11 protein-coding genes are annotated in these 15,284 nt (G+C 53.7%); 10 read left to right on the top strand and 1 reads right to left on the bottom strand.

Annotated elements, in window-relative coordinates; all coding sequences use genetic code 11:
* Positions 1 to 203 precede the first annotated feature (203 nt).
* The 10 genes from cmoA to ACP5D0_RS01625 all read left to right on the top strand — a co-directional run bounded on the left by cmoA (position 204) and on the right by ACP5D0_RS01625 (position 12,793).
* Complete coding sequence (gene cmoA, locus ACP5D0_RS01670) at positions 204 to 935, top strand: carboxy-S-adenosyl-L-methionine synthase CmoA (RefSeq protein ID WP_472363814.1); 732 nt, start codon at positions 204 to 206, stop codon at positions 933 to 935.
* 46 nt (positions 936 to 981) lie between these two features.
* Complete coding sequence (cmoB, locus tag ACP5D0_RS01665) at positions 982 to 1,977, top strand: tRNA 5-methoxyuridine(34)/uridine 5-oxyacetic acid(34) synthase CmoB (RefSeq protein WP_472363813.1); 996 nt, start codon at positions 982 to 984, stop codon at positions 1,975 to 1,977.
* Between the two features lie 79 nt (positions 1,978 to 2,056).
* Complete coding sequence (gene modA, locus ACP5D0_RS01660; protein WP_472363812.1) at positions 2,057 to 2,962, top strand: molybdate ABC transporter substrate-binding protein; 906 nt, start codon at positions 2,057 to 2,059, stop codon at positions 2,960 to 2,962.
* Positions 2,959 to 5,253 carry an ATP-binding protein gene (locus ACP5D0_RS01655; protein ID WP_472363811.1) on the top strand — a complete coding sequence of 765 codons (2,295 nt, stop codon included), beginning with the start codon at positions 2,959 to 2,961 and terminating at the stop codon, positions 5,251 to 5,253. The genes modA and ACP5D0_RS01655 overlap by 4 nt, the downstream gene beginning before the upstream one ends.
* Positions 5,254 to 5,359: 106 nt before the next feature.
* Positions 5,360 to 6,337 carry an AAA family ATPase gene (locus ACP5D0_RS01650; protein ID WP_472363810.1) on the top strand — a complete coding sequence of 326 codons (978 nt, stop codon included), beginning with the start codon at positions 5,360 to 5,362 and terminating at the stop codon, positions 6,335 to 6,337.
* A gap of 40 nt (positions 6,338 to 6,377) precedes the next feature.
* Entirely contained in the window at positions 6,378 to 7,319 is a 942-nt protein-coding gene (locus ACP5D0_RS01645; protein WP_472363809.1) for a DUF58 domain-containing protein, read from the top strand.
* 22 nt (positions 7,320 to 7,341) lie between these two features.
* The gene (locus ACP5D0_RS01640) at positions 7,342 to 7,821 is read left to right on the top strand and encodes a DUF4381 domain-containing protein (protein WP_472363808.1); all 480 of its coding nucleotides are present in this window, start codon (positions 7,342 to 7,344) and stop codon (positions 7,819 to 7,821) included.
* Positions 7,818 to 8,882 (top strand): vWA domain-containing protein, encoded by a 1,065-nt coding sequence (locus tag ACP5D0_RS01635; RefSeq protein ID WP_472363807.1) that lies wholly within the window; start codon positions 7,818 to 7,820, stop codon positions 8,880 to 8,882. Before ACP5D0_RS01640 ends, ACP5D0_RS01635 begins: the two co-directional genes overlap by 4 nt.
* A complete protein-coding gene (locus ACP5D0_RS01630; protein WP_472363806.1) occupies positions 8,882 to 10,960 on the top strand; it encodes a VWA domain-containing protein in 2,079 nt (692 codons plus the stop codon). Before ACP5D0_RS01635 ends, ACP5D0_RS01630 begins: the two co-directional genes overlap by 1 nt.
* Before the next feature lie 90 nt (positions 10,961 to 11,050).
* Complete coding sequence (locus tag ACP5D0_RS01625; RefSeq protein WP_472363805.1) at positions 11,051 to 12,793, top strand: BatD family protein; 1,743 nt, start codon at positions 11,051 to 11,053, stop codon at positions 12,791 to 12,793.
* A 190-nt stretch (positions 12,794 to 12,983) separates the two neighbouring features.
* Here ACP5D0_RS01625 and ACP5D0_RS01620 read toward each other — a convergent pair whose 3' ends face one another.
* On the bottom strand, positions 12,984 to 15,167 hold the full coding sequence (locus ACP5D0_RS01620; protein WP_472363804.1) for an AMP-binding protein: 2,184 nt from the start codon (positions 15,165 to 15,167) through the stop codon (positions 12,984 to 12,986).
* Positions 15,168 to 15,284: the final 117 nt, after the last annotated feature.

The following is a 15,284-nucleotide window of genomic DNA, read 5'->3' as shown; positions in this document are numbered from 1 at the left end:
AACCGATGATGTGCCGATCCTCTCACTACCGCACGCATGACGCTTATCGCGATTGAATCCATCAAGGTTATACACTGGTTTACAAAATTGATGACCGCGCCATTCTATTACTGGATATTTTCAAATGGCAACAACGAAGTCATTGAATAAACAAAATCATTGATAAAATAACTCGCCCAAACACCCCTTACCCATAGGATCGGATGACTGTGAAAGACACCATTTATGCCCACCCACATGAAGCCATTGGCGAATTTCAGTTCGACGAGTCGGTGGTGGCGGTGTTTCCGGATATGATTCAGCGTTCGGTGCCGGGGTATCAGACGATTCTGACCGGCATCGGCGAGTTGACCGCGCAATTTGCGCAAGCCGACTCTCGGCTTTATGATCTGGGGTGTTCGCTGGGGGCGGCTACGCTCACGCTGCGCCGTCGTGCGCCAGCCGGTTGTCGCATTATTGCCGTGGACACTTCCCAGCCGATGATTGACCGTGCGCGCGAACACATTGACGGCTTTCACTCCGACATTCCGGTGGCGTTGCACTGCGAAGACATGGCCGACACCGTCATCGAAAACGCGTCGGTGGTGGTCATTAATTTCACCTTGCAGTTTATTGACCCGAGCGAACGCCAGAGACTGATTAATCGAATTTATCAGGGACTGAACCCTGGAGGCATTTTGATTTTATCGGAAAAAATCCACTTTGAATCGCAATCGCTGCAATCGGCTATTGAGCATTTACACTGGCAATTTAAGCGTGCCAACGGGTATTCCGAACTGGAAATCGGTCAAAAACGCGCGTCCCTGGAAAATGTGCTCATCAGCGACACCGAAGCCACCCATTTGTCGCGCTTGAAACAGGCGGGATTCGCGGATGCCAATATCTGGTTTCAAGCCTACAACTTTGCTTCGTTTCTCGCCATTAAGCCCGCTTAGACTAAAAGCCGAAACCGCCTGAAATTTTTACGTTAAGAGGTTCCATGTGAAACATTACCACCAACACTACACTTCTTTCTGGCCTCAATTGAATCAACACCGCCTCGATCACTGGCACAGCAGCCTCCCGCCATTATTGGATTTGGCGCTGGATGCCAACGGCAACGGCAACCTGCCACGCTGGCAACCGGCACTGGATTGCATAATGCAATTTCCGGCTTCCGACCAGGCCTGGTTAAATCAGGCCGTGGTCACGGCTGGCTCCAAAGACTTTTCAGAAGCGGATCGAGCCAGTTTAACCGACGCGCTGCGCGCCTTAATGCCTTGGCGCAAAGGGCCGTTTACGCTGGAAGGCATTCACATCGACACCGAATGGCGTTCGGACTGGAAGTGGGATCGCGTTGCCCCCCATCTCGCCCCACTTGAAGGGCGCAAAGTGCTGGACATTGGGTGCGGCAGCGGCTATCACTTGTGGCGCATGCTCGGCGAAGGCGCGGAACTTGCCATTGGCGTTGATCCCAGTTTGTTGTTTATGACTCAGTTCTTGGCGGTAAAGCACTTTGTCGGCGACGCACAACCGGCCTTCTTTTTGCCCTTAACGCTGGAACAGCTGCCCGCGCAACCGCAATCCGATGTGTTTGATACGGTGTTTTCCATGGGCGTGCTCTACCATCGCCGTTCGCCAATCGACCACATTTTGGATTTAAAACGCCAACTGCGTTCCGGCGGTGAGCTGGTATTGGAAACGCTAGTGGTGCCCGACGATTACGGCCAACTCTTAGTGCCCAGCGACCGCTATGCGCAAATGAACAATGTCTGGTTTATCCCATCCGTGGCCGAGCTGCAGCGCTGGCTGGAAAAGTGTGGCTTTAAAAAGGTGCGCTGTGTGGATTTAAACCAGACCTCAATCGAAGAACAACGCGCCACCGAGTGGATGGAATGGAACTCGCTGCAAGACTTCCTCGACCCCAGCGACCCGAATAAAACGCTTGAAGGCTATCCCGCGCCACGGCGAGCCGTGCTCATCGCCGAGAAACCCTGATACGCGCCCCCCAATTTCAGGTAAAATGGCTGTTTTGTGAACTAATGAATCCTAACCCCGTTATCGTCGTTATCCGCCAATGAACCCAATCCAACCCCAACACCGCCGTTTTTCCATTCGCCCAGGCCTGGTCATTCTTTGGGGCTGGGCGTTGTTTGTACTGCTGGGGTGCGAGGCGCAGAAACTGGACGACTCGTCGCCCTCCGACCACCAGAGCCAGCCCGAACTGATTATCTACAGCGGCATCACCATGGTGCGTCCCTTGCAGGAACTGGCGCGGGAGTTTGAAGCGACTCATAACGTCAAGGTCACCATCAAACAAGGTGCCACCGGCTATCTCTACCACACGCTGAAAGAAGAACGCAAAGGCGATATTTTCTTTCCCGGCTCCGAAACCTATCGCCAACAATACCAATCCGAAGGTCTGTTGAAGGATTATGTCTTTGTCGGCTATAACCGCCTTGCCTTAATTATTGCCGAAGGCAACCCCAAGCATCTGACCAACGACCTCCATCAACTTTACGACCCCGACATTTCCGTGGTGCTGTCGTCACCGGAATCCGGCGCGGTGGGTCGAAACACGCAAACATTGCTCGACCGCCAAGGCATCACCGATCAGGTCTACGATAACGTCACCTACTTCACCACCGACTCCCACCGGATTTTCAATGCGATTAAACGCGGCGATGCCGATCTTGCCATCAACTGGTACGCCACCAGCCGCTGGCCGGAAACCGAATTCCAGATGGACGCCATTCCGCTGCCCGCCGATCTCGCCCCGCCGAAACGCTTGGAGTTGAACCTGCTGTCCTTTTCCAGCCAGCCGGAACTGGCTCGCGAATTCATGGCCTTTGCCAGCTCCAAACACGGCTTGAAGGTGTTTGCCGAATACGGCTTCTTAACCGAGACGGAATTGCATCAAGCCCTGTCATCGCAACCCGATCACACCCAGCGCTCTGCCCCGCGCCAACAGGATGAGCCATGAAACAGCTGCGCCGACAAATCAATCAAACCCCGCGCAATCTCTTCCTGTTGCTGATGGTCTTTATACTTGGCTTTGGCTCTCAGGCGGTTTTAAACCTCAGCGTGTCCAACTTCATTGACGAACTGGATTATCAGGTGAAAAACTCCGAAGTGGAAAACCTCATCGGTCAAGAAATCATTTTGGAAATTCATAAAATCGAACTGGATTTTTTCCAGATGGCGGCCTTCCCCAACAAACACATGCGCCGCATTCTTACCGAAGACATCCGCCATCAACAGCAACTGATCCGCGAATCCCTCAGAATTCTGAACGAAGGCGGTGCCTATCGTCATCGGCTGGATCTCAACCTGCCCAATACCGAAAAGCAGTTTGAAATTGTCCTCCATACACCCCATGTCAAAGACGACTTTTCATTCGCCCGCGCCGACATTCTGCCCAAGTTTAAAATCATCAACGACAAACTCGTGGAAATGAATCAACGACTGGTGCACATTGATCGGATGCGCCTTGAAAAAGATCCAGGCCTGGCCGATGCCTTGACCGAACTGAAACAGGAAGTGAAGTTTTTTAAACCGATCTTTCATCGCATTAAAGAAGATGCCAATCGCATTTTCTACCGCAATAAACAGAATTTTCAACGCATTCAAGCCGAAGTGGAACGCCAGAAACAGGAATACCGAAACCTACAAATACTGCTGTCGCTTTCCGCCTTGATTCTCGGGTTGCTTGGTTTTTGGGTGCTGGGTCGCAATATCAGCAACGCCACCCGTCAGATTGAAATCAACCAAGACTACACCCGTGACATTCTCGACTCGCAAACCAATATCATTATCGTCAACGATGGCCACCGCATTATTGACGCCAGCGGCGGCTTTTACGAATTCTTTCCCGAATACACCGACCTAGAAGATTTCGCCCGCCACTACAACTGCATTTGCGATTTGTTTGTCCGCGAGGAAGGCTACCTTTACAAAAAAGACGATGAAAACTGGATTGAAGCACTGGTTGCGCACCCAGAGCAGGTGTATAAAGCCAAGATTCTGCGGCATGGCAACGAAACGATTTTTCAGGTATCTGCGGTTAAATCGAGTAAATACCAGCGTTATATCATCTCCATGTTTGACATCACCGCCAACGAACGCATCAACCGCGACCTGGAAGAACAAAAAAACAAAGCCCTCGCCGCCACTCAGGCCAAAGGCGAATTTCTCGCCAATATGTCGCATGAAATCCGCACCCCGCTCAATGCCATTCTCGGCTTTATCGGCCTGCTAAAAGACAAACCGCTGGACGACGAAAGCCAAAAATTCCTGGATACCATCGACAAATCCAGCCATTCGCTGCTGGGCATTATCAACGACATTCTCGACTTCAGTAAAATCGAAAGCGGCAAACTGGAATACGACCCGGTTCAGTTCGATCCGCGCGTGGAATTCAACAGTACCGCCGACCTCTTCCGCGCCCGCTGCAGTGAAAAAAACATTTCATTTAATGTCGAACTGTCGCCCGATTTGCCTTGCGCCATTGAAAGCGACATTCTGCGCATCAAGCAGGTGCTGACCAATCTGTTATCCAACGCAGTCAAATTTACCGAACCCGGCAAGAACGTCTCGCTCAAAATCGACTATCAAAATGGCTACCTTCACGGCACCGTCGAAGATCAGGGCATCGGCATGTCGCCCGATGCCCAGCAGCGCATTTTCGAAGCCTTTTCGCAGGCGGAAACCGCCACCACCCGCAAATACGGTGGCACCGGGTTGGGGTTAGCCATCAGCTCCAAGCTGGTGGAAATGCTCGGCGGAAAACTGCAACTCAGCTCCCAGCTGGGACACGGCAGCCGCTTCTTTTTCCAAATTCCCGTCAAAGTGGTGCCGCAGCGGGCGGAAGCCGAGACGCCCGCCCCCATCGAGGAAATCCCGTTAAAAGGCCACCTTCTGCTGGTGGAAGACAACCCGACCAACCAGATGCTGATGTCCGCCATTCTCAAGAAACTCGGACTCACCTTCGATATCGCCGAAGACGGCCTGCAAGCGGTGGAAGCCGTCACCAATACCGATTACGATCTGGTGCTGATGGACGAAAACATGCCCAATATGAACGGCATTGAAGCCACCAAAACCATACGCCAACAGCCAGGCCTGGGCAAAAACCTGCCGATTATCGCCCTCACTGCCAACGCCATGACCGGCGACCGCGATCGCTTTATCGATGCCGGCATGGACGAATACCTCGCCAAACCGGTCAACCTCAAAGAACTCAAACGTATTCTGCATCAGTTTCTGGGCGACTGACCCCACAGTCAAACTCAACCCCTCAAGCCGACTCACCGAGACTGCATTGAGAAATTCGATTAAGCGCCTATAATAGACAGTCCTGTTAACACTGAATGGAAGCGCCATGACTGCCACCCTCACCACCGATTTACAGCAAAAAGCGCAACAACTGCTCGACTGTCTCGACCAGCAGATTATCGGCCAAACGCACCTGACCCAACGCATGCTCATCGCCCTGCTGGCCGACGGCCATCTGCTGGTGGAAGGTCCGCCAGGCCTGGCAAAAACCAAGGCCATCAAAACCCTGGCCAGCCTCATCGAAGGTGATTACCACCGCGTTCAGTTCACCCCCGATTTGTTGCCATCTGACATCACTGGCACCGAAATCTACCGTCAGGAAACCGGTGACTTTGTCCTGCAAAAAGGGCCGATTTTTCACAACCTGATTCTCGCCGACGAAATCAACCGCGCCCCCGCCAAAGTGCAATCGGCACTTTTGGAAGCCATGGCGGAAGAGCAGGTCACGGTCGGCAAACACAGCTTGCCCCTGGAACGGTTATTTATGGTCATGGCGACACAAAACCCCATCGAGCAGGAAGGCACCTATCCGTTGCCGGAAGCCCAGCTTGACCGGTTTATGATGCACGTCAAAATCGACTACCCCAATTCGGCGGCGGAAAAATTGATTCTCGATCTGGTGGAACGCGAAGCGCGTGATGATATGACCACCACTCCGGAAATGATGTCGCAAGACGAACTGTTCAGCGCGCGCGATGAAATTCTCAAGCTCTATTTGTCCGAAGAAACCAAGACCTACATTGTCGAACTGGTCATGGCGACCCGTCAGGCGGAAAAATACGATGCCGAACTGGCGCGTTTCATTGAATACGGCGTCAGCCCCCGTGCCACTGTGGCGCTGTCACGCACCGCCCGCGCCCTGGCCTGGCTAAAAGGGCAAGATTACGTCACCCCGGAAGAAGTGCAGTCCGTGGTGCACGATGTGTTCCGCCACCGCCTGCTGATCAGCTTCGAAGCCGAAGCCAAAGGCCACACCAGCGACACCTTAGTGGATGAGCTGGTGAAACGGGTACCGGTCATTTAAGCCTGTAAAAAGGACAAACAAGGACGAGCAAGGACACGCCATGACGCACGCCGCCAGCCCCTATTCACAACTGGACGACCTCATCGCCTTGCGGTTTCACGTGAAACCCCGCCGACTGGTGCCACAACAAAAACTCATTTCCGAAAAAGGCGGTTACCATCAAGCGGTGCGCAAAGGACGCGGCATGGATTTCAGCGAAGTGCGCGAATACACCGCTGGAGACGATGTGCGCCACATTGACTGGAAAGTCAGTGCCCGCACCCAAAAAACCCACACCAAGGTGTTTACCGAAGAACTGGAAAAACCCGTGGTGTGTGTGCTGGAGCAATCACCGGCACTGTTTTTCGGCTCACGCACCCGTTTTAAAAGCGACCTGGCATTGCAACTGGCGACCTTGCTGGGCTGGGTGACTTTTCAGCAGGGCGACCGTTTTGGCGGGCTGGTGTTTAACCATCTCGGTCATCAATGGGTGGAACCGCGTCACCAGCAAGCGTCGATTATGCAGTTTGTGCATCAGGGATTGGCCTTGCAACAACAGCTCAAATCACCCAAAACAGGGTCAACCCAATTCACAGCCGACGCCACAGCGCCATCACTGTGGCTGCCCATGTTAAACCGGTTGCAGCAACATTTAAAACCCGGCACCCGCGTGTTTCTGATCGGCGATTTTATCGACTGCGGTGACGCCTTGGTGGCCAAATGCGCCCAACTCAAACGGCATGCCGACCTATCGCTGATCCATGTGTACGACCCGCTGGAAGCGCAACTGCCTGCGTTAGGGTCGCTTCGCCTAAGCGACGGCGAGCAGGAAATGGCGCTTAACAGCCTGGATGAAGCCTTCCGCCAACGCTATGCCGACCATTATGACCAGGCCTGGCAAACACTGCACCAACAACTGGCACCCTGGCATCTACCGCTGGTCGCCATTTCCACGGACGAAGACCCGCTTCAGGCCATGGTCGCACAGGGTATACTGCGCTAAAGGAATTTAAGGAAGCTGCGAAATGGAACCCAAAATCGAGTCATTACTGACACAGCTAAACGACATTGCCCTTCCCGAGCCGGTTGGCTGGTGGCCTTTGTCACAAACGCTGATTGGATTATTCGTCGGTATCGGCGGTCTGATCATCGGCCTAAGCTGGTATTTTTACACCCAAAAGCGCAATAATCGTTACCGCAACGAAGCCCTAGCCCTGTTCGAACAGGCGTTGCACCCAGCGCAATCGCCGCAGCAACGCTTGCATTTGGCCAATAAGCTGCTCAAACAGGTCGCCATCACCAACTACGGTCGCCGTGACGTGGCCAAGCTGAATGGCCAGGCCTGGGTGAACTTCTTACACAGAACCGCACTCTACATCGACCAACCGGAAAATCTCCAGGCCTGCCTCGAAGCCGCCTATCGACCCAATCCAGACCTGTCCGACCATGACATTCAAGCCACGCTAGACTATGCCCGACACTGGATCAAAGGACACCACAAATGAACTGGACAGTTTGGACAGACGCCACCACTTGGGTCAACATCGGCGCACACTTTGACTTTCTCACCCCTTGGATGCTGGCGCTGCTGCCGCTGCCTTGGGTGGTGCGCGCCTTGTGGAAAACCGCCGCGCAACGCCAGACCCCTTTGCTTGCACCGCACTTAATGCACCGCTTGCAAAACGCGCCTCAAAACAGCGTGTTTCAACCCAGTCGCGCACACCCGTTGCCCTGGCTGGCCTGGCTGATCTGGAGCCTGTTGATTTTAGCCGCCATGCGCCCAGTGTGGTTTCTGAACACCACCCCGTTTCAAGCCAGCGGCAAAGACATTATGTTAGCGGTGGACTTGTCCGGCAGTATGGAAAAGGACGACATGGTGCTCAGCGGCCAGCGAGTCGATCGCCTCACAGCGGTGAAGGTTGTGGTTCAGGACTTTATCCGCAACCGCCAAGGCGATCGCATGGGGCTGGTGGTCTTCGGCTCCCAAGCGTTTCTGCAAAGCCCCCTCACCTACGATCTTAACACAGTGGACACCTTATTGAATGAAACCGCCATTGGGATGGCGGGCAACAACACCGCCATCGGCGATGCCATCGGCCTCACGCTCAAACACCTGCACAAAGCCAAACAGGAAAACGCCGTGCTGGTACTGCTGACCGACGGCTCCAACACCGCCGGAGCGGTCAAACCGTTGGATGCCGCCCAACAGGCCGCCAAAATGGGGTTGAAAATCTACACCATCGGCATCGGTCAAAACGATCTCGGTACCCTCGACGAGCTCATTTTCGGTCGCGGGCAAAACATGGACACCCACACTTTGCAGGAAGTGGCCGCCATGACCGGCGGGGAATTTTTCCTCGCCACCGACACCGAAAAACTCAATCAAATTTACGCGCTTATCAATCAGTTGGAGTCCAGCGAGCATGACATCAACAGTTACCGACTGCGCGAAGAACTGTTTTTCTGGCCGCTGGGCGCCGCCTTGTTACTCAGCCTCTGGCTGGTCGCCCTGCGATTGTATCCGCAACTCAATCCGTTGCGTCGGCTGGCGGGAGGACGTCGCTGATGGAAACCACTCAACTGCACTTCCTGCGCCCCGAATGGCTGCTGACGCTGTTACCGGCCGCTTGGCTGATTTGGCGACTGTGGCATCTCAGCGGCCGTCAGGGCGGCTGGAACCAATGGATTTCCGAGCCGTTTAAGCCCATATTACTGGGGCGTGAGTCGGAACAAAATCGCCTACCTTGGCCGGTGCTGGGGCTGGCGGTGTTATGGTTTCTGGCCATTATCGCCGTCTCCGGCCCCAGCTGGCAAAAGGTCGAGGTGCCAGCGGAAAAAAGCCGACAAGGTACGGTGATTTTATTCGATTTGTCGCTGTCAATGCTGTCGGACGATCTCAAGCCCAATCGCCTCACGCGCGCACGTTATCAAGTGATCAACCTGCTCAAAGCTCACCCGGAACTGAGCATCGGCATGGTGGTCTATGCTGGCAGTGCGCACACGCTGGCCCCCATTTCCGAAGACAACCAGACCCTGCTGGCACTCACCCCCACGCTGAATCCGCTGATTATGCCCAGCTTCGGAGCCAATGCCGTGGCCGGGTTTGAACAGGCGCTTGCCTTGTTCGACGGTGCCAGAGTGACCCAAAAACACCTGCTATGGATCACCGACGACGTCGAACGCCACGAACTCAATCCGCTAACGCAACTCGTTAAACAACATGGGTTGCAACTGAGTCTATTGGTGGTCGGCACCGCCAACGGCGGCCCGATTCAGGTGCCGGATTACGGTCTGATTAAGGATGGTGACGGCAAGGTGGTCATGGCCAAAGTGCCGATGCAGCGCTTTCAACGCCTGGCGCAACAAACGGATGCCCGCATGGCAAACTTGGGTATGCAGGCGGTGGACATGGAAGCGCTGCTGCCGAGCGCACTGATGGGGCAAGCCACCGACCCAGCGGAAGCCGAAACGCAACCCGAACCGGATAAAACCCTCAGCGGCTGGCTGGATGCCGGTGTGTATCTGCTCTGGTTACTGCCGTTGGCGGCACTGGCGTTCCGTCGCGGCTGGGCGTTTTCATGGCTGGGGGTTGGCGTTATTGGCGGCCTCTTGTCCAGCGGTTTGGTGCCATCGGGTCAGGCCTGGGCAGAAACCGCCTCCGGGGTGAAAACCGATGACAACACCAGCGTAACGCTGCTGGATGTCTTTAAATCACCCGACCAACAAGGCTATGAAAAATGGCTCAAACAGGACTACCGCACCGCACTGGATCGCTTTGAAGATCCAATGTGGCGCGGTGCCAGCCTGTACCGTCAAGGCAAATACGCCGAAGCGGCGCAGCAATTCCGTCTCAAGGATACCGCCGAGGCGCGTTATAACGAAGGCAATGCGCTGGCGAAAAGCGGTGATCTAGAAGGCGCCAAAACGCAATACGAAGCCGCCTTGGCGGAAAAACCCGACTTTCAAGACGCCCACGAAAATTTGGCACTGATTGAAGACCTGCTCCAACAACAGAAAAACGCCGAATCGCAACAAGGCGATTCGGATGGCGACAACCCAGCCGAATCCAAACAACCGAATCAAGACGATGCGGCTGAAAAACCGCCCTCCGAATCAGACAAAAATCAAAGCGAAAATGGCTCCGAAGGGGAAGCGGACGGCCAGGAAGCCAATTCCAGCGAATCGAATGGACAAAATGGCGAAAGCGGGGATGGCAAAAGCCAAGGCGGCTCACAACCGTCCTCGGCCGAACAAGGAAACGCCCAATCCAACAACGACCTAGACGCACCCTATGAACCGAACCCTTCCGATTTGCCGGAAGCAACCCCCGACCTTGGAAAAAACGGTCAAGCGGCAGAGCCGGAGGCCAACAACGCCGATGCGGCTGAAAATCATCAGGGCCGCGAAACCGAGCAATCGCCAGAGGATGCCAGTGCTCAGGGCGGTCAAGGGCTATCGGAAGCCGAAGCAAACGGTCAGGGAAAATCGCTGAGCGCGCAACAAAACGAAGAAGAACAGGCGCGCCAGAACTGGCTCAAACAGATTCCAGACGAACCAGAAATTTTCTTAAAACGGAAATTTGAATACCAATACCGCCGCCAAGACAGCCGCGACGAAAGACCCGAAACGGACAAAAACTGGTAACGCAAAACGAACAACCAGACAAGCTACATGCGGTGCCGCGCCCACCGAACAACGGCGCAACTCATGACAGATTTCCTCAAAGGTAGGGCTATGACAATTCGACACACTGCTTTTCAAAGACGCTTATTGAAAAAAATCATTCTGCTGATGCTCGCGCTGATCCTGATTCTGCTGCTCAGCGGCCAAAGTCAGGCGCGCAGTGTCACGGTGCAACTCGATCATGCGTCCATTGAAATGGGCGACATTATCAACCTCATCGTGCAAACCGACTTTCAAACCTTTGATTCCCCGGATTTCGACAGCCTGAACGATCAATTTGAAGTGCTCGGACAGCAACGCAGCAGCCAGATTCAGATCGTCAACGGCGACTATCAAGCCTTTTCCAGATGGGATCTGCGCCTCACCCCAAGACACCCCGGCGATCTGGTCATCCCCCCGTTTAACGTGGATGGTGCCATCAGCGACCCAATGGTGCTGCACGTCGCCGAAGCGCCAAAAGACAAACAACAGCCGCGTGGCAGCAGTTTTCTGGAATCCAGTGTCAATATCACCGCCCCTTATGTGCAACAGGAAGTGCTGTTCACCTTACGTTTTTACCATCTTGGGCAATTTTTAAACGGTAATATCCGCCCACCGAGTTTTAACGACGCCATCATCCACCGGCTGCGGAATCAGTTCAATTATCAAAAACGCATTGGCGGCAAACGCTATGAAGTGTACGAGTGGACCTGGGCCTTTTTTCCACAGAAAAGCGGCACTATGGTGATTCCACCGCAACAGTTCGATGGACGCATTCAATACCGTGGCTTGCTCAAACGGGTGGAAGATGAAACCCTGCCCATTGAACTCACGGTAAAACCACAGCCCGACAGTTACCCTCGCCAAGCGGCTTGGCTACCGGCACAGGCGATGACACTGACCGAAGACTGGCAAGCGCCCAATCCCATTCGGGTGGGCGACTCCATTACCCGCACTTTTCGGTTGCAAGCCACGGGGTTGCTGGCCTCACAACTGCCGGAATTTCAATTCAAAGCCGAATCCGGCTTTCACCTCTACCCAGATCAACCGGACAACGAAAACCAGGTATCCGAGCAAGGTGTCACCAGCCAACAGTTGCAAAAAGTGGCGATTGTCCCCACGCAAGCCGGGGACATTGTTTTACCGGAACTCACCCTCAACTGGTGGAATACGGTTGAAAACCGTTTGGAAACCCTGACGTTACCGGCCAAAACCCTCAGCGTCCTTCCCGCAGTGAACGCGAGTGACAGCAACACGTCAAACCCGCTTTCCACCGAGCAAGCGCCTGCCAATCCAGCCGCTGTTTCACATGAAACAACACACCAAGCATCCAATTTTGCAACCACATCGGTTTCGATCTGGACACTGGCATTACTGCTGCTCTGGCTCACCACGCTCGGATTCGCACTCAAATGGCGAAACGCCTGGCACCAAGCCATCAACACAGCCAAGGTTTCAGCCTCCAAGAACGAAGAAGACTCAAAAACCGACTCACCCGCCAGCCCATCGAATCTGCTGAAAGCCTGCCAAGCCCCCCTGGATGCCAGAGAACTCTATCGCGCTGTCTTGCATTGGCAAACACAATGGCAAGCACAAAAGGACTCCGCTTCAGATTCGTCACACTTTCCGCCAGGCCTGGCGGAAAACATCGAACAACTCAAACGCCACCTTTATCATCAAGCGCCATTAGACGCTATCGTGATGAGCGCCATCTGTGACGACATCCAACAGCTGACCGCCAAGGCATCGACGACGAAAAAGGTGGCCGTCAGCTCAGGCAAAACCCTGGAGCCGCTGTATCCAAATGAGCCTTGAAAAAATAGCCGGGGTGGCCGCAAGTTGTAGCGGGTTGCAACGCGTTTAAGCGATTAAAGCGGTCGAGGCTTCTAAACCGCTTAACCTGATGATTACGATGGGTTACAAAAGTGACGAGGGTTATCCGAGAACAACCCTATGACAACCCTATGACAAACTCATAACAACCCTAAAACAATTCATGACATCCCTATGAATCGGAATCGGAATCGGACGCTTGGGTGTTATCGAAGTGGCCGTTAGCGATTTTCTGCACCGCCGGATAATCGGTTTTGCCCGTGCCCAGCACCGGCATTTCCTCCACCAGCATCACGGTTTTCGGCACCATGATTTCCGAGACCTGTGCGGCTTTTGCGGCTTCTTTTACCGTGTGACGGCTAAGGGATTCATCGTTGGTGACCAGAATCAGCTGCTCGCCCTTACGGGCATCGGCCACCGCCACCACCACATGATGACCTTCCGGGCTGGCTTTATTAATGTAGCTTTCCACGGCCGCCAGCGAAATCATTTCCCCGCCGATTTTGGCAAAGCGTTTGGCGCGGCCTTTAATGGCGACAAAACCGTTTTCATCCAGCGTCACCACATCGCCGGTATCGTGCCAGCCGTCTTCCGGTGGCTGCAAGATTCCGGGTTGATCGGGCATCAGATAGCCCAGCATCACATTCGGCCCTTTCACCATCAGGCTGCCGCCTTCCTGAATTCCCTCAATCGGGCGCAGCCGACTTTGCACCCCTGGCACCAATTGCCCCACGGTGCCGTGTTTGAAACTCAGCGGAATATTCACCGCCAGCACGGGCGACGTCTCGGTCACGCCGTAACCTTCCAGAATCGGTGTCAGGAACTTGTCGGCGTACAAACGACGGGTTTCCGGACGCAGTTTTTCCGCCCCGGCCACCATATAGCGCACACTGTAAAAATCATAAGGATCGGCTTTTTTGGCGTAACCGCTGAAAAACGTATCGGAACCAAACAGAATTTTCACATTCAGGTTGTAAACGTATTCGGGAATAATGCCGTAGTGCAGCGGCGACGGATACAAAAACACCTTGCCCCCTTTAATAATCGGCCACAACATCCCCGCCGTCAAACCGAAACTGTGGAAAGTCGGCAAGGCATTGAACAACTGCTCACCGGGCAGCAGGGTCAACATCGCCGAAATCTGTTCAACATTACTGTAAAGATTATCATGCGACAGCACCACCCCTTTCGGCGCGCCTTCCGAGCCGGAAGTAAACAGCACCACCGCTTCCTGCTGCGGTGTCAGAGCATAACCCGGCAAAGTCTTAGCGGAGGACAATAAACCACCGACTTTATCAAACGCCCCAACGGTTTCGCGCACATCTTCCAGATACAAAAAACGCACCTGTTCCGATAGCGCCTCCACCGTGGCCTGCAAATCAAACACCTCGACAAACTTACGCGAGGTAATAATGGTCTTCAACTCCGCCGTGTCGCAGGCGGATTTCATCGGCCCCAGCCCGGCAGTGAAGTTGAGCATGGCGGGTATGTAACCGTAGGCCTGCAACGCAAAAAAGGCGGTGGGCATACCGCTGACATTGGGCAATAACAGTCCGACACGGGTTTCGTCACGCAAGATTCCTTGCAGCTTTCGACCCAAAATCCGCGCCGCCAGCAGCAGCTTTTTACGAGACAAGCGCACTTCGTTAATGTCTTCCACGCAAATCTGTTTGGCATTAAACGCCTCGGCAGAATCCACTAAGGCTTTATACAACGATTTGGGCTGATAATTGCCGTAAAACTGACTGTCGCGCATCAGGGTGTACAGACGATTTTTAAAAAATTGATGCTTCTGACGGCCTTTTAGATGTTGCGGCAGGTCAACCGTCTCCGGCGGCAGCACTTTCAAAGTAATTTTGGGAAACCACTGGCGCTTGATATACGCCATTTTATGGCCGTCCAGATAGGAGAAAACCGACTTTTCCGCCCCTTTGATGTAGATCGGCAGAATTTTCGCTTTCGCTTTGTGCGCCACAAGACCCGTGCCCTCGTAGATTTTCATCAGGTTGCCGGTGGTGGTGATGCGCCCTTCGGGAAAAATCATGCAATGCTTGCCGTTTTTCAGCTCCTGAATCACCTTTTTTGTCGCATAAGGATTATGGAATTCCACTTTGAAATGATCGACAAAACTGAGCAAAAAGCGTTCATACCATTTGCGGGTATGGGTTTCGTCTATCATAAAAGCCGTATCGCCGGGTAAAAAAGCGCCGATCAGAACACCGTCCAATAAGGAGGTATGATTTGCCACAATCAACATCGGCTCACCGGATTTATCCAACTGACGGTAATGCTCCAGACCGGAGATTTCCACTCGGTATAACACCTTCAACACGAACTTTACAAACAAACTCATCATGATTTTATTATCCTTCTTGAATTCGAGCTTTTTAGATCACTTAATGGATCACTTGAACACCAGAACACCAGCGGGAAGGGCGCAACCAAGACCAGGCCTGGCGATTTCCCGCTATCG

The organism is Hydrogenovibrio sp. (assembly GCF_049975065.1).
Taxonomy (GTDB): domain Bacteria; phylum Pseudomonadota; class Gammaproteobacteria; order Thiomicrospirales; family Thiomicrospiraceae; genus Hydrogenovibrio.
This window is presented reverse-complemented; position numbering and strand designations above follow the sequence as displayed.